12 protein-coding genes are annotated in these 26470 nt (G+C 58.6%); 7 read left to right on the top strand and 5 right to left on the bottom strand.

The features are described from left to right. Nucleotide 1: 1 nt before the first annotated feature. Complete coding sequence (locus tag HY298_15905) at nucleotides 2-11308, bottom strand: tandem-95 repeat protein (GenBank protein ID MBI3851739.1); 11307 nt, start codon at nucleotides 11306-11308, stop codon at nucleotides 2-4. 524 nt (nucleotides 11309-11832) lie between these two features. Between HY298_15905 and HY298_15900 the strand changes: the two genes are divergently transcribed. The 4 genes from HY298_15900 to HY298_15885 all read left to right on the top strand — a co-directional run bounded on the left by HY298_15900 (nucleotide 11833) and on the right by HY298_15885 (nucleotide 16134). After that, nucleotides 11833-12735, top strand: a complete 903-nt coding sequence (locus HY298_15900; GenBank protein MBI3851738.1) for a haloalkane dehalogenase — start codon at nucleotides 11833-11835, stop codon at nucleotides 12733-12735. Nucleotides 12736-12920: 185 nt separating this feature from the next. Further along, the gene (locus HY298_15895; GenBank protein MBI3851737.1) at nucleotides 12921-14276 is read left to right on the top strand and encodes a neutral/alkaline non-lysosomal ceramidase N-terminal domain-containing protein; all 1356 of its coding nucleotides are present in this window, start codon (nucleotides 12921-12923) and stop codon (nucleotides 14274-14276) included. Between the two features lie 73 nt (nucleotides 14277-14349). Continuing rightward, on the top strand, nucleotides 14350-15174 hold the full coding sequence (locus HY298_15890; protein ID MBI3851736.1) for a PIG-L family deacetylase: 825 nt from the start codon (nucleotides 14350-14352) through the stop codon (nucleotides 15172-15174). A 135-nt stretch (nucleotides 15175-15309) separates the two neighbouring features. Further along, nucleotides 15310-16134, top strand: coding sequence for an aldolase (locus HY298_15885; GenBank protein MBI3851735.1), 825 nt, complete (start codon nucleotides 15310-15312; stop codon nucleotides 16132-16134). Nucleotides 16135-16236: 102 nt separating this feature from the next. Here HY298_15885 and HY298_15880 read toward each other — a convergent pair whose 3' ends face one another. From HY298_15880 to HY298_15865, 4 genes are all read right to left on the bottom strand, one after another. Continuing rightward, nucleotides 16237-18231: a hypothetical protein gene (locus HY298_15880; protein MBI3851734.1), complete on the bottom strand. Its 1995-nt coding sequence runs from the start codon at nucleotides 18229-18231 to the stop codon at nucleotides 16237-16239. Nucleotides 18232-18444: 213 nt separating this feature from the next. Beyond that, nucleotides 18445-19320 (bottom strand): hypothetical protein, encoded by an 876-nt coding sequence (locus HY298_15875; protein ID MBI3851733.1) that lies wholly within the window; start codon nucleotides 19318-19320, stop codon nucleotides 18445-18447. 252 nt (nucleotides 19321-19572) lie between these two features. Further along, complete coding sequence (gene glpK / locus HY298_15870; GenBank protein MBI3851732.1) at nucleotides 19573-21054, bottom strand: glycerol kinase GlpK; 1482 nt, start codon at nucleotides 21052-21054, stop codon at nucleotides 19573-19575. Between the two features lie 32 nt (nucleotides 21055-21086). Further along, nucleotides 21087-21821: an aquaporin family protein gene (locus tag HY298_15865; protein ID MBI3851731.1), complete on the bottom strand. Its 735-nt coding sequence runs from the start codon at nucleotides 21819-21821 to the stop codon at nucleotides 21087-21089. Between the two features lie 174 nt (nucleotides 21822-21995). On the opposite strand from HY298_15865, the gene HY298_15860 reads away from it, so the two are divergent. From HY298_15860 to HY298_15850, 3 genes are all read left to right on the top strand, one after another. Further along, the gene (locus HY298_15860; GenBank protein MBI3851730.1) at nucleotides 21996-22661 is read left to right on the top strand and encodes an RraA family protein; all 666 of its coding nucleotides are present in this window, start codon (nucleotides 21996-21998) and stop codon (nucleotides 22659-22661) included. Between the two features lie 33 nt (nucleotides 22662-22694). Next, nucleotides 22695-24179 (top strand): M81 family metallopeptidase, encoded by a 1485-nt coding sequence (locus HY298_15855; GenBank protein MBI3851729.1) that lies wholly within the window; start codon nucleotides 22695-22697, stop codon nucleotides 24177-24179. Nucleotides 24180-24292: 113 nt separating this feature from the next. After that, nucleotides 24293-26443: an acylase gene (locus HY298_15850; protein ID MBI3851728.1), complete on the top strand. Its 2151-nt coding sequence runs from the start codon at nucleotides 24293-24295 to the stop codon at nucleotides 26441-26443. Nucleotides 26444-26470: the final 27 nt, after the last annotated feature.

Genomic DNA, 26470 nt, shown 5'->3' with positions numbered 1-26470 from the left:
CTTACGGTCCCAGCAAAGCGCGATAGAAGCGCTTGGTGTTGCCGACCGTGTTCGTGTCGGTGAAGGTGAACGGCGTGCTGGCCGGCGTGACCGTCTGCAAGTTGTTCCAGTTGGTCAACGTGGTGGAGATCTGAATCGTGTAATCGGGGCCCACATCGCCCGAAACGCTCAACACAAATTGAGTGCTGGTCCCCGACACCGCCGTCAACTGCACCGGCGAGAGCGGATTCACAATCACCTGGAATGATTTCTCATCAGAGAGCGGCGGCGAACCGTCGTCGCGGACGTGCACGGTGATCAGGTTGGTGGTACCCGCCCGTGACACCGGTGGCCGCCAACTGAAGACACCGCTGGCCGGAGTGATGCTGGCGCCGGCTGGCGGACTGCCCAGACTGAAGAACAGGTTGTTGGTTGGAATATCCGAGTCGGTCGCAGTGGCCGTGATGCTGAGCGACGTGCCAACGTTCACCGTACGGTTGGTGATCACGGCCAGTACAGGCGCGCTGTTCACTTCAGTTACCACGACGGTGAACGAGTTGGTCGCACTCAGGTTCGGCGTGCCGTTGTCGGTCACGACGGTCGTGAAGACGTTCGTGCCCGGTCCTTGCGCCTCGGTCGGCGTCCAGGTGATCACACCATTGGTGGAGATGGTGGCATTCGTCGGGCCGGCGGTGAGAGTGTAGCTCAGCGTGTTGGCCGGAATATCACTGTCGGTCGCGGTGTTGGTCACGATGAGCGTGGTCAGTTCGGCAATTGTGCGGTTGGTCTGCGCGGGCAACACCGGCGCGCTGTTCACCTCGGTCACCGTGACAGTGAAGGTGTTGGTCGCACTCAAGGGCGGTGCGCCGTTGTCCGTCACGACAGTCGTAAAGGTATTGGTGCTCGGGCCTTGAGCTTCGGTTGGCGTCCACGTGATCACGCCGTTGGAAGAAATGGCGGCATTGGCCGGCGCGACGGTCAGCGCGTAGCTCAGTGTGTTGGTCGGCATGTCACTGTCGCTCGCGGTGTTGGTCACTGTGAGGGTGGTCAGTTCCGCAATCGTGCGGTTGGTCTGCACCGGCAACGCCGGGGCGCTGTTGACTTCGGTCACAACCACCATAAACGTGTTGGTGGCGCTGAGGTTGGGGGTGCCGTTGTCCGTTACCACGGTGGTGAAGACGTTGGTGCCTGGCCCCTGGGCCTCAGTCGGCGTCCAGGTGATCACGCCGTCGGCCGAGATGGCAGCGTTGGTCGGTCCCACCTGCAGCACGTAGCTGAGCGTGTTGGCTGGGATATCACTGTCCGTCGCGGTGTTGGTCACCGCGAGCGTGGTGAGTTCAGCAATCGTTCGGTTGGTCTGCGCAGGCAACACGGGTGCGCTGTTTACTTCGCGCACAATCACAGTGAAGGTGTTGGTGGCGCTTAGTGCGGGCGACCCATCGTCGGTCACGCGCGTGGTGAAGGTGTTCGTGCTGGGGCCTTGGGCCTCGGTGGGCGTCCAGGTGATGACGCCGTTGGTATCAAGGATTGCCCCGGCCGGCGCGGCCAGGAATGTATAGGTGAGGTTGTTAGCCGGCAGGTCAGTGTCGGTGGCCGTGTTGGTCACCGTGAGCGTGGCCAGTTCATTGTTGGTGCGGTCCGGCTGGGTCGGCAAGGTCGGCGCGCTGTTCACTTCGTTCACAAACACCGTGAAGCTCTTCGAGTCGCTCAAGTTGGGCGAGCCATTGTCCGTCACGGTCACGGTGATGACGTTGGTGCTTGGCCCCTGGGCCTCGGTTGGCGTCCAGGTGAACACGCCATTCGTCGGGTTGATCGTGGCGCCGGCTGGCGGCGTGCCGCTCAGACTGAAAGTCAACGTGTTGGCTGGAATATCCGAATCCGTCGCCGTGTTGGTGACGGTCAAGGTCGTCAACTCATTGATGGTGCGGTTGGTCTGGGCCGCCAACACCGGGGCGCTGTTCACTTCGTTCACGATCACGGTGAAGTTTTTCGAATCGCTCTGGTTGGGCGAACCGTTGTCGGTCACAGTGACGGTGATCACGTTCGTGCCCGGGCCTTGCGCCTCGGTGGGTGTCCAGGTAAAGACGCCGTTGCTCGAGTTGATGCTCGCACCGGCGGGAGCGTTGGTGCCCAGGCTGAAAGTGAGCGTGTCGTTTTCCACATCGGTGGCCGTGTTGGTGAACGTGAGCAAACTGCCTTCGTTGACGGTGCGATCGCCGATCGGGGCCAACACTGGCGCGTCATTGACTGGCGTCACTGTGAGCACGACGGTGGCGACACCGGAATCGAGCGCTCCATCGTTCACCTTGTAGGTAAAGCTGTCGGTGCCGTTGAAGTTTGTGTTGGGCAGATAAGTGAAGGAACCATCCGGATGGAATGACAGACTGCCGCTGGTGGTCGAACTCACTAACGTTGCGGTCAACGCATTCGTTTCCACGTCGCTATCATTGGCCATCACGCCCGGCGCCGGCACGCTCAACAAGGTGTCCTCGGCATTGGTGTAAGCATCGTTGACGGCCACCGGCGCATCGTTCACCGCGGTGACGGTCAACTGGAAGCTGTTGCTGACTGTGGCCAGGCCGTCGCTGACGCTGATGTAAACCGTGGCCGTGCCGAAGCGGTTGGTGCCCGGCGTGATGGTCACGGTGCGGTTGGAATCCGAGCCGCCGAAAACGTAGCTGTTCGTCGGCACCAGGTTCGTGTCCGAAGAAGCCCCGCTCACCGTCAGGTCGCCGGCGGGCGTGAAGGTATCGCCGACGGTGAAGGTGATTGGTCCGACCGGCGTGTCCTCGGCGGTCGTCTGATTGGTGAACGCGGAAATGGTCGGAGGAATATTCTGGAACAGCCGCAACGTCGCGTAGTCCTGACTGCTGCCGGCGCCGGCGGAGCCGCCGCTGACAAATACATTGCCGACCAAATCAACGGCGAGCGCCGCCGGCGAATCGGCGCCGTTGCCGGGTCCGTTATACCGCGCTTCTGAGGCCCAGACAGGCAAGCCACTCACGCCGTCGTATTTCACGATCGTATAATCGGTACCGGACCCGCTGCCCACGGAACTGCCGGCGACATACACATCGCAGGCGCGATCCAACACGAGCACATTGGCCTGGTCGGTCCCATTACCCGGACCGTTGTAACGCGAGGCATCCGACCAGACAGGATTGCCGTCCGTATCGTACTTGATCGTGGCAAAGTCGCCGGAGGAAATGCCGGTGACAAAGACGTTGCCGGCCTTGTCCACCGCGATGGCCCGGGCCTGATCGTCACCGCTGCCCAGACCGAGGTAACGAGCTTCCCAAAGTTGCACGCCCGTGAGCCGGTCATACTTCACCGTCAGATAATCGCGGTCCGAACCCATGGACGAGCCAGTGACATAGACGTTGCCCTCTCCGTCCAAGGCCAGGCCCGCTGGGACATCGGGAGAATTGGCGATGCCATTGTTGCTATACCGCGCCACCCACAGATTCGTCCCGCCGGTCCCGTGAATCTTGAGCGTGACGTAGTCCGGCCCGGTACCGGCGCCGTCCGAAGCGCCGGTGACGATGACGTTCCCTGCGGCATCGATGGCGAGGGCGACGGCGGTGTCCGTGCCATTGCCGGGGCCGTTATATTGGTTCGTCCAGATGATGCTGCCGGTGGTGGCGTTGAGCTTGACGGTGACGATGTCGTTGCTGCCGCCGACATTGCGCAGGGCCGAGCCCGTCAGAACCACATTGCCCGAAGGATCCACGGCGATTGCGGCGGCCTGGTCGTTACCATTGCCGGAGCCGTTGAATCGATTGGTCCAAATCGGGACTCCAGTAACGCCGTTGTATTTAATGGTCGTGTAGTCGCTGCCGCTGCTGATGCCCGCGGAGAAGCCGGTCACATAGACATTGGTGGCCGCATCAAGGCAAATCGCCTTCGCCTGATCGTTACCGGTGGCCGGGCCGTTAAAGCGATTGGACCAGACTAGCTGGCCAGCGTAGTTGTATTTGATGGTCGCGTAATCATTGCCGGTGGTCGCTCCTCCATCGGAGGCCCCGGTGACATAAACATTGCCGGCGCCATCCACGGCCATGGCGTTGGCCGTGTCGATGGCGTTATTCGGGCCGTTGTAGCGATTGGTCCACACGGCCATTGGCTCGCCGATAAACGGCGCCACCACATTCATTGTGACAACTGCCGCTGCTTCAATTGCTCCGTCACTGACGGTGTAGGTGAACGTGTCTGAACCGAGATAGCCAAAGGCGGGTTGATAAGTCACGTAGCGTTGATCCCCGGACAAGGAAACCGTTCCACCCTGCGCGCTGGTCGGGCTGACGCCGATGATTTCCAACGGGTCATTGTCGGGATCCGAATCATTGGAGAGCAGGAGACTGCTCGGGATGCGCATTGGCACATCGCGGCAGGCATCGAGGAAGTCCGGGCCGACATTGGGTTGTCCATTCACCGGGGTGACGGTGATGGTGAAGGTTTGCGGCAATGAAATATCAATGCCGCCAGAGTTTGTGCCGCCGTTGTCTTGCAACCGGTTGGTGACCGTAGCTGTGCCAATGGCGTTGGCCGCAGGTGTGTAGGTCAGCGTGCCGTCCGTGCTGATCGCTGGCTGTGCCGAGAACAAGCCGTTGTTGTTATTCGTCACCAGGAATGCCAGCACCGACTGTGAAGCCTGTTCATCCGGCGGACCAAAGTTGAAATTAGTTGCCAGATTCGCGATGACTTGCGGTCCGGAGTTCTTAAGCACCGTCAGACTGTTGCTCCGGAGCGTAAAGCCGGGCGCATCATTTACCGCGTTGACCGTGATGGTGAAAGTTTGAGCCGCGCTAGTGTCAGACCCGCCATTGGTCGTGCCCCCGTTGTCGTGCAGCCGCACCGTCACCGTGGCCACGCCGTTGGAGTCTGCCGCCGGAGTGTAGGTCAGCGTGCCGTTGGGAGCGACCGCCGGCTGAATCGAGAACAAATTGCTGTTGTTGTTGCTGACGATAAAGTTGAGGGTCTGACCTGATTCATCGGACGGCCCCCTGCTGATCGCTGTAGCCCAATTCACGACGTTAGTTGTTCCCCAGTCCTCATTCACGGTCTGGTCCCCGCCTTTGGTGAAACTGGGCGCGTCGTTCACCGTGGTGATGGTCAAAGCGATGTTGTTGGTGTCCAGCAGCGCGCCGCCGGCCCCGCTGTTCCCCTGGTCGTTGGCAACGATCTGCAACCCGTCGCTCCCGTTGAAATTCGCGTTGGGACTATACGTCAAATTGGTCAACGCGTCGTTGATCGCACTCAATGTGCCCCTGACCTCCACGTTGGTCGTCCCGTTGGCACCGTTGACCGTGAGGTTGGTCGTCTGGAGCGGCGGCATGCCGGTGACATTGGTGGTCGTGGTGAAGGTCAGACCGTTGGTGGTGTTGAGCGTCACATTGCCGTTGGTTACGCTCAGCCGCAGCACCAACTCGTTGGCGGGTGAGGTTTCCGCCAGGTCCACGTCCGCCACACTCACCCCGGCGACCAGCAATGGCGTGTCCTCCAGCACGCTTTGCGAGGGCGTCGTCACGGTCACCACTGGCCCGTCGTTCACTGGCGTCACCGTGATCGTCACCGTCGCTTCGGCGCTCGTCTTCGGCGGCGCACTGCCATCGCCCGTGTCCGTCACAGTGAACTTAAAGCTGTCCGGCCCGTTGTAGTTGGTCGCCGGGGTGTGGGTCACATTCGGTGGCGTGCCACTCACGGCCCCGTGCGCCGGTGCTTGGGTCACGGTAAAGGTCAAACTGCCTGACGGCGTCTCCAGATCGCTTCCTGTCAGCGTGATCGCTTTGGCCGTGTCCTCCGCCGTCGTGACCGATTGTGCATCGGCCACCGGCGCGTCGTTCACCGGGTCCACGGTGATCGTCACCGTCGCCTCGGCACTCGTCTTGGGCGGCGAAGGGCCATCGCCCGTGTCCGTCACCGTAAATTTGAAGCTGTCCGGCCCATTGTAGTTGGCCACTGGCGTGTAGGTGACATTCGGGGCGGTGCCGCTCAAGGCCCCGTGCGCCGGCGCTTGCGTCACGGCAAAGGTCAAATTGCCTGACGGCGTCTCGACGTCGCTGCCCGTCAGGGTGATTGCTTTGGCCGTGTCCTCCGCCGTGGTGACCGATTGAGGGTCAGCCGTCGGCGTGTCGTTCACCGGCGTGATGGTGAAGCTCGCCGTCGCCGTCGCCGTCTTGAAGTCGTTGGTCGGCGGATTGCCGGACTGTCCGTTGTCCCGCAGCGTATAGACATAACTCGCCGGCCCGTTGTAATTGGCTGCCGGCGTGAAGATCACGTTCGTCCCGGAAATACTCACCGTACCACCCACCGCGCTGCCCACCGCCGTGATCGTCAACGTTTGCGTGCTTTCGTTGGCCGGCCCCGGCGAATCGTTGGGCAGCAGACTGGCAAATGAATTGGTGCGTGGCCCGCTGTCCTCCGCCACATCGCCCAGTGGGTCGTTCACTCCCACCGGCGCGTCGTTCATCGGGATAATAATCAAAGCGACGTTGTTGGTGTCCGTCAGCGTGCCGCCGGCCCCGCTGTGCCCCTGGTCGTTGGCAACGATCTGCAACCCGTCGCTCCCGTTGAAATTCGCGTTCGGACTATACGTCAGATTGGTCAACGCGTCGTTGATCGCACTCAACGTGCCCCTGACCTCCACGTTGGTCGTTCCGTTGGCACCGTTGACCGTGATGTTGGTCGTCTGCAGCGGCGGCATGCCGGTGATGTTGGTGGTCGTAGTGAAGGTCAGTCCGTTGGTGGTGTTGAGGGTCAGGATGCCATTCGTCACCGTCAGTCGCAACACCAACTCATTGGCGGGTGAAGTCTCCGCGAGGTCCACGTCCGCCACACTCACTCCGGCCACCAGCAATGACGTGTCTTCCAGCACGCTTTGTGAGGGCGTCGTCACAGTCACCACTGGCCCGTCGTTCACCGGCGTGATGCTGAAGCTCACCGTCGCCGTGGACGTCTTGAAGTCGTTGGTCAGCGGACTGCCCGACTGCCCGTTGTCCCGCAGCGTATAAACAAAACTCGCCGGCCCGTTGTAGTTGGTGGCTGGCGTGAAGACCACGTCTGTCCCGGAAATGCTCACCGTACCACCCACTGCGCTGCTCACCGCTGTGATCGTCAAGTTTTCACCGCTTTCGTTGGGCGGGCCTTTCGAGTCATTGGCCACCAGACTGGCAATCGAATTTGTCCGCGGCCCGCTGTCTTCGGCGATACTGCTTAACGAATCATTCACTCCCACAGGCGCGTCGTTCACGGCGATCACGTTGATGTTGAAATTGGTGCTCGCGCTCGTGTCGCTCCCGCCATTGGCCACTCCCCCGTTGTCATGCAATTGCACGGTCACCGTCGCCACTCCGTTGGAGTCGGGCTTGGCAGTAAAGGTTAGCGTGCCGTTTGCACTGATCGCCGGCTGGACGGAAAAAAGTGCGTTGTTGTCGTTGCTGACAATAAAGTTCAAAGTCTGAGCCGATTCGTCGGACGGCCCGGCGCTGATGTTCGTGGCCAGATTGGGCACGCTCTGCGCCCCGGCGTCTTCCAGACTGCTGACCGTGGTGGTGGAAAAGGCAAAGCTCGGCGTATCGTTCACGGGCGTGACAGTGATGGTGAAGGTCTGCGGGGCGCTCGAGTCCACGCCGCCGTTGGCCGTGCCGCCGTTATCATGCAACCGGACCGTCACCGTCGCCACGCCGTTGGCGTTGGCCGCCAGCGTGTAGGTCAGCGTTCCCGTCGCGCCGTTCGTGCTGATCGCAGGCTGGACGGCGAAAAGCGCGTTGTTGTCGTTCGTCACGATGAACTCGAGCATCTGGCCCGATTCGTCGGGCGGGCCGGCGCTGATGCCGGTGCCCCAGGAAACACTTTGGGCGCCCGCATCCTCGAGCACCGTCTGATTGCCGCCTTTGGTGAAGCTGGGCGCGTCGTTGACTGCAGTGATGGTCAACGTGACAAAATTCGTGTTCATCAGCGACCCGCCGGAGCCACTGTTGCCCTGATCGTTGGCGATGATCCGCAACGAGTCGCCTCCGTTAATGTTCCCGTTGGCCAGATACGTCAGGTTCGTGAACGCATCGTTGATCGACTGCAACGTCCCGCTGAACTCCACATTGGTGGTACCGTTGGGGCCGTTGGTGGTGATGGTCTGAAACGGTGGCGTTCCGTTCGTGGTCGTCGTGAAGGTCAGCCCATTGGTGGTGTTGAGCGTCAGGATGCCGTTGGTTACGGTCAGCCGCATTACCATCTTGTTCGACACCGAGGTTTCCGCCAGGTCCACGTCCGCCACGCTCAGCCCGGCCACCAGCAACGTTCCATCTTCCAACACCGTTTGCGATGGTGTGGCCACTGTCACGACGGGCGCGTCGTTCACTGCGTTGACCGTGATCGTGAAGGTCTGCGCCGCGCTGGTGTCCACTCCGCCATTAGCCGTGCCGCCGTCGTCATGTATCCGCACGGTTACATTGGCCAGGCCGTTTGCGTTGGTTGCCGTGGTAAATGTCAACGTGCCACTGGAGCTAATTGCCGGTTGGGTCGAGAAGAGGCTGCTGTTATCGTCGCTGACGATGAAGTCCACCGTCTGACCCGACTCGCTGGGCGGCCCGGTGCTGATCGCCGTGGCCCAGTTGGGCACGCTTTGTGGTCCGGCGTCTTCGTTCGCGGTCTGATTCGCACCCTTGGTGAAGCTGGGCACATCGTTGACCGGGTTGACCGTGATCGTGAACGTTTGCGCGGCGCTTCCGTTGGTGCCGCCATTGGCCGTACCGCCATCGTCCTGCAACTGCACCGTGATCGTAGCCGTGCCGTTGGCGTTGTCTGCTGGAGTGTAAGACAGATTGCCGGTACCCGTGTTGATCGCCGGCCCTGCGGAGAACAATCCCGGGTTACTGTTGTTCAGAATGACAAAGGTCAACGTCTGGCCCGATTCGTCCGGAGGGCCTTTGCCGATGGCGGTTGCCCAACCAGAAACGACCTGCAACCCGGCATCCTCATTCACCGTCTGATCCGGCCCCTTGGTGAAAGTGGGCGCGTCGTTGACGGGAGTGATTGTGATGGTGAAGGTCTGTGCGGCGCTGGTGTCCACGCCGCCGTCGGCCGTGCCGCCATCGTCATGCAACTGGACTGTTACCGTGGTGAAACCATTGGCGTTGGCGGCTGGGGTGTAGGTCAACGTGCCGGCGGCGCTGATCGCCGGCTGGACAGAAAAGAGGGCGTGGTTGGTGTTGCTGACGATGAAGTTGAGTGACTGGCTCGATTCATTCGGCGGCCCATTGCTGATGGCCGTCGCCCAGCCCGCCACCGTTTGCGGCCCGGCATCTTCAAGAACGGTTTGATCGAGTCCTTTGGTGAAACCCGGCGCATCGTTCACTGGAGTGACCGTGATGGTGACGGTCGCGGCGGCAGAGTTTGAATATTCGTCGTTAACCGTGAAGGTAAAACTGTCCGACCCATTGAAATTTGTGGACGGCGTATAGGTCAGGTTAGGAGCTGTGCCCGACAAGGTACCATGAGCAGGAGTCGTCGGCGTAAAGGAGAGCGGATCTCCATTGGGATCTGAACCCGTCAAAGTGATGGCAGTGGGAACGTCTTCCACAACGCTTACAGATTGGGCATTGGCTGCTGGCCCTAAATTCTGCACATACCGGACGGTGAGGTAGTCGAGACCGGAGACACCGCCGTCCGAATAGCCGCTGACATAGACGTTGCGCAAGCGATCGAACGCGATGGCCACCGGCGCATCGGTTGTATTGCCTGGCCCAGTGAGACGATTGGTCCACACGGCGGTGCCGGCGGAGTCATATTTCACGATGGCAAAATCCATTCCACTGACAGCATTGCTGGAAATGCCGGTGACAAACACGTCGTTGGCCTGATCCACCGCAAGGGCAGTGGCCTGGTCGTTCAGACCGGCGCTATATTTGTTGGTCCAAATTCCGGCGCCCGTGGCTCCGTTGTACTTGATCGTGGTGAAATCATCGCCGGTCCCCGTGTTTTGAGAATAACCGGTGACAACGACATTGGTGGCGGAATCCACGGCAATGGCCCGCGCGACATCGGTGGCATTGGAAGTCCCGTTGAAGCGATTGGTCCACACGGCAAAGCCATCCGTCCCCCGATATCGGATCGTGGCGTAGTCGTCACCGCTGGCACTGCCGCGAGACGATCCCGTTACATAAACGTTTCCGCCGGCATCCAACGCGAGCGCCCGACCGGTGTCCGTGCTGTTGCCTGGACCATTGTAGCGGCTCGCCCAGACCTGGCCGCCATTGGCGCCGTTGTACTTGACAGTTGCGTAATCATCGCCACTCGCGGAGCCGGGCGACGCGCCGGTGACAATCGGGTTGCCACTGGCGTCCACCACGAGTGCGTAGGGCTGGTCATCGCCGTTGCCGGGACCATTGTAGCGGTTGGTCCAGATGGGGCTGCCGTTGGTGCCGGCATACTTGATGGTGGCGAAATCCTTGTTCGCCAGCGCGGCCGATACACCGGTGACGAACACGTTGCCATTGGTGTCGAGTCCGATGGCCGTGGCCTGATCAAGGCCGCTGGCCGGACCGTCAAAGCGTTGGACCCACAACTGTGCACCGGTGCGGCCGTCGTATTTGATGGTGGCGTAGTCATCGCCACTGGTTAAACCGGCGGACACGCCGGTCACAATCACATCCCCAAACGCATCGACGGCCAGCGCGCGCGCCACGTCATTCCCGGTTCCAGGTCCATTGTAGTTGGCAGACCAAACAAGGGTGCCACTGGCATCGTATTTCAACGTCACATAATCATTGCCGCTCAATGCGCTCACGGCATTGGACGAAGACCCGGTGACAAACACATTCCCGCCGCCATCGGTCGCCATGGCATAGACTTGATCAATCAAGCCAGCCGAACCATTGAAGCGGTTGCTCCACACAAGTTGAGGGTTCCCGACGGAAGGCGGATTGCCAGCCGGGACGACGGCGATAAAGAATGTCTGCGTGGGGGAAGTATCACTGCCGCCCAGCGCCGTCCCGCCGTTATCTCTCAATACAACCGAGAGTGTGGCAACGCCGATGTAATCGTTGGCCGGAGTAAAGGTCAGCGTTCCATTTGTGCTGATGGCCGGCGACACCGAGAACAACGCCGCGTTGTTATTGTTGGTAATGATGAAGGTGACGGTTTGGGCGGCGTCTTCGGACGGCGAACCGGCGGTGATGCTGGTGGCCCAGTTGGGCACCGTGTGCGCGCCGCTGTTCACCGTGACGGTCTGATTTGGCCCGCGCTTGAAGGACGGCGCCATATTCGGTTGCGCCCAGGCCGAAACGGTAAGGCAAAGCGCGCCGATGAAACCGAGTGCGATTGAATTCTTCATCGAAGTCCTGCGTTAGTCGCCTCGGATGGTCGCGGTGCATTGGGTGGAGTCCAGGAATCGAGGATTGATGGACGGGCGGTCGCAGCAAGCGCGACGCCGATCATTGCGGGTTGATGCCATGGGCGCAGCGACGCGTGAGCCAGGGAACGCGAAGCTGGTAAACTGCGCAGCCCAGTCAGCCAATTAGGAGTTTTCATCTGATTTAGGTTTAGAATGCGAAAAGCGCCTTTCGTACCAACCTCATTGGCAATTGTTCCAATGCCTGTTCATCAAGCACTTCGCGCGATTACGGCTGTGGCAGCCGCGGGATGAGGGCCGTGGAAATCGTGCAAAATGCAAGGTCAGGCCGTGCATTTTGCAAGGCTTCAGACAGGCGTTGACCCGGGAAAACCATTCGGAAAACCGCCGGAACTTCTGCACGCAGCGAGTCTCCTCATCAGGTGCAAAGGAATTCGCCCGCGACGATTGTATGAGAAAAACTCTTGCCTGGCGTTTCGAGGCTGACTAGAAATGGCACGAAATTCATGGCCATCGTTCAATCCCAAACGGAGCGTTTTGTAAACCTGCCCGGTTTTCCTTTTGCGCCACACTTCGTGGAAATCAACGGGCTTCGAATTCACTATTTGGACGAAGGGCGCGGGCAACTCATCCTCTGTCTGCACGGTGAACCGACGTGGAGCTATCTCTATCGGAAAATGATTTCGCCGTTCATCAAGTCCGGGATGCGGGTGGTCGCGCCAGACTTCATCGGGTTTGGTCGCTCGGACAAGTTTACGGAGATGGAGGAATACAGTTTCAAGTTGCACTTCGACACCATTGTTTCGTTCATCGAGAAACTGGACCTGCGCCAGATCACGCTGGTGTGTCAAGATTGGGGTGGATTGATCGGCTTGACGGTGGCGGCGAATCATCCTGAGCGTTTCGCGCGATTGGTGATCATGAACACCGGCCTCCCGACCGGCGAAGAGAAAATGTCGGAAGGTTTCATGGCATGGCGCAGCTTCGCGCTGCGCACACCGGAACTGGTCGCCAGCACGGTGGTGCGCAACGCCTGCGCGACGGGGAAGAATCTTCCGGCTGAAGTGCTGGCGGCCTATGACGCGCCCTTCCCGGACCGCAAGCACAAAGCGGGCATGCATGCTTTCCCGCGCCTCGTTCCGATCTCGACCGACATGGGCGGCGCCGCAGAAATGAAAGAGGCGCGCCGCCGACTCGCCGGCTGGAACAAACCGGCGCTGGTGATGTTCTCGGATGGTGATCCGGTGACCCGTGGCGGCGACCGTTTCTTCCGACGGCTCATTCCGACTGCACGCGAACAACCGGAAATCACGATCGAAGAGGCGGGACATTTTCTGCAGGAGGACAAGGGCGAGGAAATCGCCGGGCACATTCTGGATTTCATCAATCGAACGCCGCTTAAAAGTTAGGCCAATTGCCAAAATGAATTTCCGGTTAAGAATACGCGGACCCTTCACCCGACCTTCGACCACCTTCTCCCCATCGGATGGGGAGAGGGACGGGGTGAGGGGCAATCCGGCAATTAATTTTCTCAAAGCGGTATGGCGCGTGAAAAATGATTGCCCAATCACGCCGGATTCTGAATAAAGGGCGTGTGAAAACTAATTCCCTTCTCCAACGCTTTCTTTCATTGTTGGTCATCATCATGACCGCCGAGATTTCCAACGCCGCAGAATTCAAGGCCGCCGCGGCACGAACCGACATCACGCCGCCACTGGAATACAAGCTCTGGGGTTATTCAGACCGAAAAAGCGGCGCCACGGCCGTGCTCGATCCACTGTTCGCGCGAGTGCTGGTGCTGGACGACGGCAGCAACCGGCTGGCGCTGATCACGCTGGACTTGGGAAGGCCATTCGGTCCGCCGTTCCGGGAGACTCTCCTCGCACGGGTGAAACGTTCGGCGGGTGTTCATCAGGTTTTTCTCATGGCCTCGCACACGCACTCCGGGCCGGTCATCGACGACAGTTATCCGGAAGGAAAAATTCCGCCGTGGGAAACCGAAGCGAATGATAAAATTGCCAGGGCCATCGAAGAGGCCAGCGGTCGGCTGGTCGCCGCCCGGATCGGCACGGGTTACGGACAGACGTCCATCGGACACAACCGGCGTTACGTCCAGGCGGATGGCAGCGTGAAAATGCTTTGGCGCAACGCGACGAAAATTCCGACCAGCCCCGTTGACCCGAGCGTCGGCATCATCCGTGTGGACGATGCATCGGGCAAACCGCTGGCGATTCTCGTCAACTATTCCTGTCATCCCGTGGTATTTGGCCCGGACAATTTGCGCTATTCAGCCGATTATCCCGGCGCGATGGCGAAGTTTGTCGAAGAGAGTTTTGACAAGTCGCCGATTTGTTTTTTCCTGCAAGCCGCACCCGGCGACATCAATCCTTACTTCGACAAAACGCCGCTCAACGAAGACGCCGACCGCCTCATGAAGGAAACCGGCGAACAAGTGGGCAAAGAAGCGGTGCGCGTCGCCCACAGCATCACCACGAAAGCGCCCGATAAGCCGTCGTTGAAGTATTCGCTCGACACGATGAAATTTGATTTGCGCTGGGACGCTGAGAAAGTCATGGCGCTGGTGGAAAAGCGAGTGGACGCTACCACGGCAGGATATTATCGGCGTTCTTTGGTCTCGCCCATCCCCTGCCCCGTCATGACCGTTCTGATCAACGACGAGATCGCGTTGATGGGAATGCCGGGTGAGCCGTTCGTAGAATTCGCGATGGATTTTCGCGCGCGTTCGCCAGTTCCCGCCGCGTTCTTTGTTGGTTACGCCAACGGCTACTACGCTTATTTCCCAACCATCAAAGCCGCCGTGGAAGGTGGCTACGGCGCGAACAGCCTGACGACGCGAACCGAAGTGGGTGCCGGCGAAGCGATGGTTGACCATGCGATCGTGAAACTTTACCAGATGCTCGGCAAACTCACACCGGTGCCATCACCGTAAACACGTGGTTCCGATGCCGTAACCGCGTGCGAAAATCAAATCGTTTCAACTCATTCCCAAAGGAGAAAACAAAATGAAAATCACGTTACTGATTCTAACAACATTCTTGCTGTCCTTGGCCGCCAACGCCGAGCCCGCCGAGCGGCTTGAGAATTACACCAACAAGACCGTCATGATCTTTACGCCCCATCCCGACGACGACACATTCGCGGTCGGCGGCACCATGGCACTGTTGTCGAAGAACAAAAATCGCGTCTTCGTTGTCATTTACACCAATGACAACAAAGGCAGTTACGATCAGGACATGACTTCCGAGCGACTGGCGCGCATCCGCAAGGCCGAAGAGGAAGCGTCCTGCGCTGTGCTGGGCATTCCCAAGGAAAACATCATCTGGCTGGGCCACGATGACGGCGAACTCGAATATGTCCCGCCAAAAATGTTGTGCGGTCAGGTCACGAAGATCATCCGCCAATATCGCCCCGACGCGGTCTTGTCCGTCGATCCCGGCGAGTGGTATGAGCGCTGGCACAAAACCGATCATCGCATGGCCGCGTTCAACACCATTGACGCGGTCCGCGCGGCAGAGTTTCATCTTTATTATCCCGAACACTTGCTGGTCGATAAGTTACAGCCGTACACCGTGCCGAACCTTTACTTTTTTTACACGACCACGAACGAGGCGAATTATTACATCAACATCGACTCGACCTTTGAATTGAAAGTCGAAGCGGTTACCAAACAGGTCAGTCAATTCGAGCCGTCTGAAACGAAGTATCGTCCCGACTGGGATCCCAAAAATCTGGCGACGCTCAAGTCTTACTACCACATGAAGCACGAGAAGAAGGACGGGCACTACGTGGAATCATTCCGCTACGCCACCGGCTTCAACCAGAAATAACCTCGAACATTAAAGAATTGAGGACAATCCGGATCTCACCTCATCGTGTGCCAGGAGCGGGCGCCGTGTCAGGAATTCTCTGCAATTACGCTTCGGACGTTCCTGCCATGCGTTCCAACCTGCAAAATCGAATTTATGTCAACTAAAGCTGCCGCGAACAAACCGTCCACCTGGGAAAACCCGGTGAAAAAACTTTTGCACGAAGGCAAACCGGTCTTCGGCATCACCATCACCGTCAACAGCGTCGAAGTCGCGGCGCAAGCGGCCAGCATGGGTTTTGATTTTCTCTGGCTGGAGATGGAGCACTCGCCCATCACGCTGGAAACAGTCCGCAACATGGTGTTGGCCACGCGCGGATTGCCGGCCGTCCCCTTCGCGCGCGTGCCGGTCAATGAGATTTGGACCGCCAAGCGTGTCCTCGACGCCGGCGTGTTGGGTGTGGTGTTCCCTTTCAGCAGCACGCCCGAACTTGCGCGCCAGGCCGTTGCTGCTTGTCGGTATCCGCCCGTTGGACGTCGCGGCTCCGGCGCGCGACTCGCTACCTTCCGCTGGCCCGCGCCGGAAGGCTATTATGACTTCGCCGACAAGAACATCGTCGTCATCACCACCATCGAGGAAGCGCGCGCGTTGGACAAGATTGACGAGATCGCCGCGACCCCGGGACTGGACGTGATGTTTATTGGCACCAGCGACCTTTCGTTTTCGCTTGGCCTACGCGGCCAGCAGAATCATCCCAAGCTGGAGGAGGCCATTGCGAAGATTGTCGCCGCCGCCAAGAAACATGGCAAATTTCTCGGCACGATTGTGAGCACTCCCGACGAAGCGAGAAAATTCATGGCGCAAGGTTTTCTCTTTTTCCAAGCGGTCGCCGAATTGAATCTGATGGCTGCCGGCGCGCAACAGTTCCTCGCACCTCTCGGCAAATCCGCCGCGCCCATAAAATCAAAGATGCTTTACTGAGCAATCATCGGCGTAGCCACCGAGGTAACGAAGTGGATTCCTGTCCTTCGGATACACAACGCCCCGCCTCCTCACGTCGACGGCTACATTCGCTTCATGACCTCAATCATTTTTTCCGATGAATCCGTAATAGCGTCCCATCCAATAAGCATGCACAAAATCCGCCGCGCCGGTTTCCTGGTCGGGCCAGAGTTTCAGTTCCTTCCAGCGTTCGCCGTCCTTGCTCTCATAACAGCCGCCCGGTCCGCTGGCGAGAAGACCCTGCGGCGTCACAAAAAATGAATTCGCGCGTTTGATACGCCATCCTCCCATGCAGGGCGAATTGGTCTTGCCGCCGTCCTTGCTGAAAACCAGTTCGCTCTCCTCGTTGATGCGAAATAGGCGACGGTTCGGCAAACGCTGCCATTCCTTAAAGTCTGGTCTTGGAAATTCCGGTTTGTCATCCGCCGGCGCCGCGCGCCAGCTCATGCCGCCGTCGCGCGTGATGAACACTCCTTTATCCGTCTGCGCGTGGAGCACGAACGTTCGGTTGGTCGAGGCAACAATGTTTTGGACGCTTGCTCCCATGAGGCCAACGCTGCGGTCACGCCAAACCTCGCCGCCGTTAAAGGTCGTGAAGATTCGACCGCTGCTGTCACAAAGCGCGGCCACTTGCGGATCGTCGCATGATGTTTGATACATCGTCACCGTTGGTTTCAGCCAGCCGTCCAATTGATAGGGGTTGCCCTTCCACGAGTATTCGTTGTCCAATGGGCGCTCGTTGATCGGCAGCGGCTTTGCGCTTTCCTTTCCGCGCTGGCCGGTATGGGGATTTAGCTCGATGTCTGTTCGCAACGAGTTCATCACCGGCGTCAAAACGCGGTTGACCGGAAACAACTTCATCGTCTTCAACGCGAGGCGAAGTCCTTCCTCGCCGTGCGGAAAATCTTTTGGTGTCGCCGCCGACACTCCCGGTTTTGTCGGATCGCGATATTCGGGCAGCAACGCCGCCGTCATGTAGGCGAAGAGCGCGTTGCCTTCCATCCAGTTCATATCCCAAAGATCCGAAACCCACGGACGATATTTGGCGAGCAGCTCGGGATCGTGCTCGTAACGGATGAGATTGAACAACGCTTCATAAGCCTGTCCCTCGCTGCTGTGATTGACGCGCGCCAGTCGCTCCAAGGAAAACGGCCCGCTCTCGCGGCGCAAATCCGGGTTGTCCTTGCACCGCGCGACGACGCTCCGGTAAAAATCCAGATAACGATCCTTGCCCGTAATGTGATGCGCGATTAGCAAATCCGGGAGCAACATCAGCGAACCGCGCAACGAAGGTTTCCACGGCTCATTTTCGCGGCCCATCCGCTTGAGCAACGGCGCGTAGAGTTTGTTGTAGTAATCGTCGCGCGATGGATCGGGGTCCATGCCGATGTGACCATAGCGCGTCACTTCGCCGTCCACGTCGATGATGCGACACTGATTGTCGAGCACGTGCGTCATCAACTGGTCCACATCGTGGGCGATGAATTTTTTCTGTTCGCTGTCCGCGCCCAGATCGAAATAAATCGCGTAGCCGTAAAGAACCGCGTTGAAGTTATCCACGCTCACGTCGCCGTGCCAGCGATAGTCCGCATACTTCCCCTGCCCTTGATGCCATTCGATGGAATCCTGGCCGTTGCGTTCCCAACCTTCGACCGGGCCGTGGCCTCTGACATAACCGCGCGCCAGCAACCCCGGCTTGCCTGTGACTTCCTGTTGGATGCGCAAAGCCTGCAAAATTCGCCCGCCGTGTACGCGGACCGCCGGTGACTGCGTGACTGCGTATTGATAACCGACGCCAGCCAGATAACGCCCCGTCCAGACGCCGGCATGAATGACGTTTCCAGGTTCGTTGACCGTGTGCGTCAACTTCGTTCCCGGCGGTGCCGACGGCACAATCGAAACATAAAGTCCCTCCAACCAATGTTTGTCAATCAGGTCGTCTTGCAAATACTCCGCCTTGGCAAGCAAGGGACTGGAGTCGGTCACCCTCACGCCCACGGCGGATGCGGCGGAGACAAAAGTTAGCGCGAGCAAAATGAGGCTGGCGATTTGAAGCGAGCGGGAATGCCTTTTCATAAATAGCCTGGTCCTTTCGTTCTATCGTTGAGTCGAGCAAGGTTGGTCACGTGCGACAGCTTACCCACCGGCTTTCGTTTGCCAAGCCTTTGAGTACCGCAAACGCAGGCGGATTAATCTCTTGGTCCGCGCGGGTAGTTTAAGTTAGGGTGGCTGTCCGAAAGAACTTCTTCCGCTTCAGCGGAAATTCTTGGGTGGATTCGTAATTCATCATCACAATAACGTTCTCAATCGAACAGAAAAACTGACATTTGCAATTGCCCGATTATTCTCCGTAGTGTTTAGCAACTTCGAGACGCGCTCCAATAGTGCTAATTCGCGGCGCGTTCCTGCTACTTCGATGATTTCAAATACAATTTCTGCGCGTTTAGTTGATGGGGTTGACATAAACCACTTTTCCAAAATCGGCCAAATTCGTTCCACTGGGACTCTCCTCTGTTCCAGCTCTTCCAACCAATAGCGAGGAATTCTGTTCGGCTGTTCCAGTCCGGTCAGTTCAGTTGCTAAATCCTCATCCTTTGGAAACAGATGTGCATGTTGTTCTGGAGATAATCGCCCGGAGAGAAATGTTTTATACCATTCGTAGTCTGCTCCACGTTTCATTTCGTAATAAAAGCCCCTGATGTCCTCCTGACCAAGTCGGTCCAGATGGGGTTCTAAACTCGTTAGGAGGGCTGATCTAAAAACGGGGTTGTCATCTTCGCCTAACCTTCGACCCATGTGCATATAAACAAAACGGAGTAAGTTTATTTCCTTTGGACACGCATTGATGCTTTGTGACGCGAGTTCTCGGCATTTAGGCGTCCCAACTCGAAGAGCGCAAGTAACGAAGTATCTCGTTTTACCGAAGTGAATCCAGTATTTTTCTAAAAGCTCCTCTGCTGCAGATGGTGGGATTCTTGTAAGAACTTCCTCAACGTCGTGTAAACAACGCGGCGCATTCTCTGAGAAATCTTGGCCAAACTTACCAATATTGTCTTGAAGAATTGATTCAATGGCGAGTTGAATTTCGGGACTCCAAATACTATTCGCTACCCAGCACCAATGAGATGACTCTCGAATCTTTTGCGCGACAAAGCGGATAATCACTCATCGTTCTGGTAAAGCGCGGTCGAGTTGCTAGGAAAGCATGTGGTGCTTTTGGCCAGCAAGGCGACGCAGCGATATTATCCTAATTAGGCATTGAATGCGAATCGATTGGAGCGCGGCTGTGTCGCAGACCAGCCGCAGATTGTTTGGATGTGCTGCGGCTGGCACTTCATGCACAGCCTCGCTCCAGCTGAAAATGCTTCCCAACGAACGGCGATTGGTGGTTGTCGCTAGCCAATTTGATCGCGCACCTCAAACCTGCCACGACTTGGCGCGCGTCAACGCCCTGGCCCAGCCGTCGCGAAGTTTTTTTCTAACGGCTGGTTTCATGGCGGCAACAAATCTCCGATCCGCCCGCCACTGCTCGGCGATCTCAGATTGATTTTGCCAATAGCCAACGGCCAGCCCTGCCAGATACGCCGCACCCAGTGCCGTGGTTTCGGAAATTTTCGGGCGCACGACGGGCACGCCCAGCAAATCCGCCTGCAACTGCATGAGCAGATCGTTGGCGCACGCGCCGCCGTCCACACGAAGTTCTTTCAATCGAATCCCCGCGTCGGCTTCCATCGCCTTGAGCACGTCCACGACCTGAAAGGCAATACCTTCCAGCGCCGCGCGCGCGATGTGCGAGACATTCGTTCCCCGCGTGATGCCGACAATCGTGCCCCGTGCGTATTGGTCCCAGTGCGGCGCGCCCAGTCCCGCAAACGCCGGCACCAAATAAACGCCGCCGGTATCCGGCACTCGCGCTGCCAGGGATTCAACATCGGCTGATGATCGGATAATACCCAGTCCATCGCGCAACCATTCCACCACCGCGCCGGCGATAAAAATACTTCCCTCCAGCGCGTATTCCGTGCGGTTGCCAATTCGCCACGCGACCGTCGTCAACAATTTGTTTTTCGACGCAATCGGTTTCGTGCCCGTGTTCATCAGCATGAAGCAGCCGGTGCCGTAGGTGTTCTTGACCATGCCGGGCTGCGTGCAGACCTGGCCGAAGAGTGCGGCCTGCTGATCACCGGCGATGCCAGCAATGGGAATCGATCCAGAGAAGAATGAAGTCTCGCCGTACACTTCGCTCGACGAACGGACTTCCGGCAGGACCGACCACGGCACGCCAAAAATGTCGAGCAGTTCGTCGTCCCAATCGCAGGTCTTGAGATTGAACAGCATCGTGCGTGAGGCGTTGCTGACATCGGTGACATGATTTTTCCCGCCGGTGAGATTCCACACGAGCCAGGAATCAATCGTGCCGAAAGCCAGTTCGCCGCGTTGCGCTTTTTTCTTCGCTCCTTCCACGTTCTGCAAAATCCATTGGAGCTTTGTGCCGGAAAAATACGCATCAACGACCAGTCCGGTCTTGCGGCGGATCATCGACGCCAGTCCGCGCGCGCGCAGCCGATCGCACATTGCTGCCGTGCGCCGGTCTTGCCAGACGATCGCGTTGCAAATGGGAATTCCGGTTTTGCGGTCCCACACCACCGTCGTCTCGCGCTGGTTCGTGATGCCAATGGCAGCAATGTCCTTGGCCATGAGACCGGCCTTAAGAATCGCTTCTGCGGCAACGTTGGTTTGCGTGGACCAGATTTCATTCGCGTCGTGCTCGACCCAGCCCGGCTGCGGAAAAATCTGGCGGAACTCCTGTTGTGCCACCGATTTGATTGAACCGGCGTGATCAAAAATGATCGCGCGCGAACTCGTCGTTCCCTGATCCAGGGCGAGAATGTATTTCATATCGTCCTTCCTTCGATTGATGAAGTGGTGCGTCAAGCCGCAACCCAACACATTTTATAAAACAACGCCCCCAGAATCCCACCAATGACCGGGCCGACGACGGGAATCCAGGCGTAGCTCCAATCCGAATTGCCCTTGCCGGCGATGGGCAGAAAGAAATGCGCGAGCCGAGGACCGAGATCGCGCGCCGGGTTGATGGCGTAACCGGTCGGCCCGCCGAGTGACAACCCAATCGACCAGACCAACACGCCAACCAAAAACGGAGCGAAGCCCGTGTCGAAACCGGAATTGGGCTTCAGATTGCTGGGGGATAGGATGGCCAGGACGCCCAGGACTAAAACAAACGTGCCGATGATTTCCGTGAGGAGATTCATCGGCAGTTTGCGAATCGCGGGTATGGTGCAGAACACAGCCAGTTTAAAACTTTGATCCTTGGTTTCCTCCCAATGCGGCAGATACGCCAGCCAGACAATCGTTCCGCCAAGAAATCCGCCGATCATTTGCGCGACGACATATCCGGGCACGCTACTCCACGCAAATTTCCCGATGGCCGCCAGCCCGATCGTCACCGCCGGATTCAGATGCGCGCCGCTGATCGAGTTGACCGAATAGACGCCCACTGTCACGCCAAAGGCCCAACCAGCGGTGATCACTATCCAGCCGGAGTTCTGCCCTTTGGATTTATTTAGCAAAACATTGGCGACCACTCCATCCCCCAGGATGACGAGCATCATTGTGCCAATCAATTCAGCGGTAAATGGTGACATAGATTTTAGTTTGGTTGGTAAGGTTCGGCCGTGAATCTAGCAACCAGCTCAATTCGCTGTCCAGTCAAACGATGATTCCCCCACAGCCCGATTAGACTTCGACCTCACGCAACGACCTCGCACAACCTTGACTTCACCGAACTGGATCAATAGCGTCACACTCAGTTTTCACCCATGATATCGCAACCTCAGGCTGCCGACACCGGGAACGCGCTTGCCACTTTGTACACCGCGGTGGTTTGCGACGTTCTGGATGGCCTGGGCTTCCGTCAGCAGACATTGCCGGCTTCGATTCGCCCGTTGACTCCGGCGCGAGCCGTGTGCGGACGTGTCTTTCCGGCGCGAGCGGCCACGGTGGATTCGACGACAGCGGAACCATACAAGCTCGAGATTGCCGCCGTGGAGGCGATGGCAGCGGGCGATGTGCTTGTGGTGGACGCGGGCGAGGAACGAACGTGCGGGTTTTGGGGTGAACTCCTCACCACGGCGTGTGTCGCCAAACGCGTGCGGGGCGTTGTGATGACCGCCTGCACGCGCGACATGTGGAAGATCAAGGATTTGAATTTTCCGATCTTCGGCATCGGTTACCATCCCGCCGATAGCAAGGGACGGGCGGACATGGTCGCCATCGCTGAACCCATCGAAATCGCCGGGGTCAAAATCCGGCACGGTGACTGGATTCTGGGCGATGAGGATGGCGTGGTCGTCATTCCGGCGGAAGCTTTGAAGGAAGCAGTCCGTCTGGCGCGTGAAAAAGTAGCGGGAGAGAATCTTGCCCGCGCCGACCTCGCCCGCGGAATTCCCATGGGCGAAGTGTTCCGCAAACACGGAATTCTTTGAAGTCCGAATGCTTTGGACTCTTCGCTCAATTCGATGAAAAAACGGGTCCTCGTCGCCGGTTTGTTCCACGAGACGAACACGTTTGTCGAGCGTCGGACCAGGTTGGCCGATTTCCAAATCGCGCGCGACGAAACTTTGCTGGGCGTCTGTGGCGACCCGTCACCGTTGGGAGGCGCGCTGGAATTGGCCAAGGAATTCGGCTGGGAAATCGTGTCCACGATTGATTACCGCGCTTCACCGGGCGGGCTGGTGGCGGATGCGGCGGTCGAAACTTTCTGGAGCGAGTTGCGTGAGCACGCCGAACCGGCGCTGGCCCGTGGAGTTGATGGGCTTTTTCTCGTGCTTCACGGAGCGATGGTTTCCGAATCGTTCCTCGACGTGGAGGGCGAGATTCTCCGGCGCTTTCGTGCGCTGCCCGGCGCGGATCGATTACCAATCTTCGGCGTATTCGATCTGCACGCCAACTTCACTGCGACGATGGCCACGCACGCCAACTGCCTGGTCGCCTATCGCGAAAATCCACACACCGACGCCCGTGAGTCCGCGCAGCGGGCCGCGCGACTGCTGGAGCGGTGCTTTCGTTCGGGTGAAATCCCGAAAATGTTCTCAGCGCATCCACCGATCATCTGGCCGCCGACCGGCACCGCGACAGCGACCGAGCCAATGCGCGAGCTGGAACAATTGGCGCGCGAAGTTGAGCGAGAGTCTTCGTCCTTTTGGGCCGTAAACGTGGTGCCCGGCTTTTCATTCGCCGACACGCCGGATACGGGAGTCAGTTTTTCAATCGTTACCACCGGTTCCGCAGCCGCGGCCGAGCAAGCACTCGACCGGCTATGTGCTGCCGCCATCAAACATCGCGAATTAGGCTGTGTTGCAGAACGACCAGTGGATGATGTGCTACGCGAACTGTCCCCGTTGCCAGCGGGTCTCACAGTGCTGGCCGAGCCTTCGGACAATATCGGCGCGGGTGCGCCGGGCGATGGCACCGGCCTGCTTCGCGCCTTGGTTCGGCATCGAGTCCACAACGCGGCTATGGTGCTGTGTGACCCCGCTGCCGTGGCGTGGCTCACGGGTCTGCCGCTTAGTTCATCGATGGTGCTGGATCTCGGTGGTCGGGGAAGCCGTTTGGACGCGGGACCGTTGCGCTTGGAAGTGGAACTGGTTTCGCGCAGCGATGGAAGATTTCAACTGGAGGACACCCGGAGCCACCTGGCTTCGATGTGCGGTCAACAAGTCGACATGGGTCCTTGCGCCGTCGTCAGGCACGGGAGTTTGACGTTACTGTTGACGAGTCGGCCCACGCCTCCTTTTGATCTCGGTCAATGGCGCAGTCAAGGCATTGACCCCGCGAAGTTTTCCGTGGTTGGCGTCAAAGCGGCCGTCGCGCATCGCCGGGCTTACGAACCGATTGCCGCCCGCCTGCTGACAGTGGATACGCCCGGCCCCTGTTCCAGCAACCTGCGCGCACTTCCTTATCAGCAGGTCCGGCGACCGGTGTGGCCGCTCGATGAATTGTAGATTGCCCAACTCGCTTATTTTTTAGTCGCATTCGCGCGGAAGCTCACTAAGCTGCGCCCACCCAATCGACAGACTGCCAATGCGTCAACGATGGCGACCACAGAAAAGTGTTTATGACTGATTGGAATTGCAAATCGCGGCGGTTGATTTCCGTCACTCGCCGGAAACAAACCTCGGCTTGGCTTCTCAGCGTTGTAATTGCGGTCCTGGCTTCCTCCTGCACTGCGCCCATTTCTTCAACCCGGTCGCCTGCATCCGAGTCAGTCGCACGCAACGAAATTCTTTGGGATACATGGGGCATTCCGCACATTTACGGCAAGGATGGAGTCGGGCTTTTTCACGGCTTCGGTTGGGCGCAGGCGCAAAGTCATGGCAATCTCATTCTTCGTCTTTACGGCCAGGTGCGCGGACGCGCCGCCGAATACTGGGGCGCGGATTATCTCGATTCGGATCGGTGGGTTCGAACGATGGGCGTCCCGCGTCGTGCCGAGGAATGGTATCAGGCGCAGTCGCCAGAGTTCCGCAACTACTTGGACGCCTTCGCCTCCGGCATTAACGACTACGCCAAAGAACATCTCGACCAGATCAGCGCCGACGTCAGAGTTGTCCTGCCGGTGAAAGCCACTGACGTCATCGCTCACGGACAACGCGTGACGCACTTCACTTTTGTGGTCAATTCCGGCTCGGTCAAAAACCAAGCGAAGAACTGGCATCCGGACGGCTCGAACGCTTGGGCGATTGCGCCATCGCACTCCGAGAGCGGGCACGCCCTGCTGCTGGCAAACCCGCATCTGCGTTGGGCGGATTTTTTTCTTTGGTATGAAGCGCAATTCATCGCACCCGGCGTCAACCTCTACGGCGCGACGCTGGTCGGCTCGCCCCTCTTGAGCATTGCGTTCAACGATTATCTCGGTTGGACGCACACCGTCAACACGCACGACGGCGCCGACCTCTACGAATTGACCTTGGCAGACGGCGGCTATCGTTGGGACGGCGGCGTGCGCAAGTTCGAGCGCGAGGAACAAACGCTGAAGGTGAAACAAAAGGACGGAACATTGCGCGATGAAAAACTGGTTGTGCGCCGTTCCATCCACGGCCCGGTGGTCGAAGAAAAAGGCGGGAAGGCGCTCGCGCTGCGCGTCGTCGGGCTTGATCAACCTGACACGACCCGACAATACTGGGAAATGGGCCGGGCCAGGAACCTGGCGGAATTTGAAGCCGCGGAAAAGCGTCTGCAAAACCCCATGTTCACCGTGATGTATGCCGATCGTGACGGCCACATCCTGCACTTGTTTGGTGGACGGACCCCGGTCCGGCCCAAAGGGAATTACAACTGGTCGGGTACAGTGCCGGGCGACACCTCCGCAACCTTGTGGACGAAAACTCATCCCTACGAAGAACTGCCGCGTGTCGTCGATCCGCCGAGCGGGTGGTTGCAGAACGCGAACGATCCGCCATGGACGACCACGTTTCCTCCGGCGCTCGACGCCGATAAATTTCCTTCCTACATGGCGCCGCGCTTCATGCACTTTCGCGCGCAACGTTCAGCGCGGATGTTGATGGAAGATCCGAAGATTTCGTTCGACGAATTGGTTCGCTATAAACATTCCACGCGCATGGAACTGGCCGACCGGATTCTGGACGACCTGGCTTCCGCGGTTAAACAGAAGGGCGGCGAGAACGCTCAACGCGCAATGGCCGTGCTGGAGTCCTGGGACCGCTGTGCCGATGCAGGCAGTCGCGGGGCGGTTTTATTCGAGGCCTTTTTCAAGGAACTGACTCAACGCGCGGGCAAGTCCGGTCCGTTCGCGGTTCCTTGGAGTGAAAAATCACCGTTGGACACGCCGGACGGACTGGCTGATCCGGCGATGGCCGTCGCCGCATTGGAAGCCGCCGCCGACAAGGTTCAAGCGGACTACGGATCACTCGATGTCGCGTGGGGCAAGGTTTATCATCTGCTCATTGACAAGGTGGATCTGCCAGCCAACGGTGGGCCGAGCGATCTGGGGATTTTCCGCGCCGCTTACTTTGGCCGGGCGAACAACGGACCGATGCAAATGGCGGGTGGAGATTCGTATGTCGCGGCGATTGAGTTTTCGAACCCCGTGCGCGCGAAAGCACTGATTGGTTACGGCAATTCCTCGCAACCCGGCTCGCCGCATCGCACCGACCAATTGCCGTTGTTCGCGCGGAAAGAACTGCGCCCAGTCTGGCGGACGCGCCAGGAAATTGAAGCGCACTTGGAAGCGCGCAAGGTATTTTGAATGACGCGATAACCATGCTCGTCCGGT

It is taken from the genome of Verrucomicrobiota bacterium, from assembly GCA_016200005.1.
Classification (GTDB): domain Bacteria; phylum Verrucomicrobiota; class Verrucomicrobiia; order Limisphaerales; family PALSA-1396; genus PALSA-1396.
The sequence above is the reverse complement of the archived record's forward strand: the minus strand, read 5'-3'. Positions and strand labels throughout refer to the sequence as shown.

What these genes read in the sequence shown, in the direction of transcription:
- HY298_15905 (MBI3851739.1), bottom strand. Translation starts at nt 11,308, where the DNA reads ATGAAGAATTCAATCGCACTCGGTTTCATCGGCGCGCTTTGCCTTACC.
- HY298_15900 (MBI3851738.1), top strand. Translation starts at nt 11,833, where the DNA reads ATGGCCATCGTTCAATCCCAAACGGAGCGTTTTGTAAACCTGCCCGGT.
- HY298_15890 (MBI3851736.1), top strand. Translation starts at nt 14,350, where the DNA reads ATGAAAATCACGTTACTGATTCTAACAACATTCTTGCTGTCCTTGGCC.
- HY298_15885 (MBI3851735.1), top strand. Translation starts at nt 15,310, where the DNA reads ATGTCAACTAAAGCTGCCGCGAACAAACCGTCCACCTGGGAAAACCCG.
- HY298_15880 (MBI3851734.1), bottom strand. Translation starts at nt 18,231, where the DNA reads ATGAAAAGGCATTCCCGCTCGCTTCAAATCGCCAGCCTCATTTTGCTC.
- glpK (MBI3851732.1), bottom strand. Translation starts at nt 21,054, where the DNA reads ATGAAATACATTCTCGCCCTGGATCAGGGAACGACGAGTTCGCGCGCG.
- HY298_15865 (MBI3851731.1), bottom strand. Translation starts at nt 21,821, where the DNA reads ATGTCACCATTTACCGCTGAATTGATTGGCACAATGATGCTCGTCATC.
- HY298_15860 (MBI3851730.1), top strand. Translation starts at nt 21,996, where the DNA reads ATGATATCGCAACCTCAGGCTGCCGACACCGGGAACGCGCTTGCCACT.
- HY298_15855 (MBI3851729.1), top strand. Translation starts at nt 22,695, where the DNA reads ATGAAAAAACGGGTCCTCGTCGCCGGTTTGTTCCACGAGACGAACACG.
- HY298_15850 (MBI3851728.1), top strand. Translation starts at nt 24,293, where the DNA reads ATGACTGATTGGAATTGCAAATCGCGGCGGTTGATTTCCGTCACTCGC.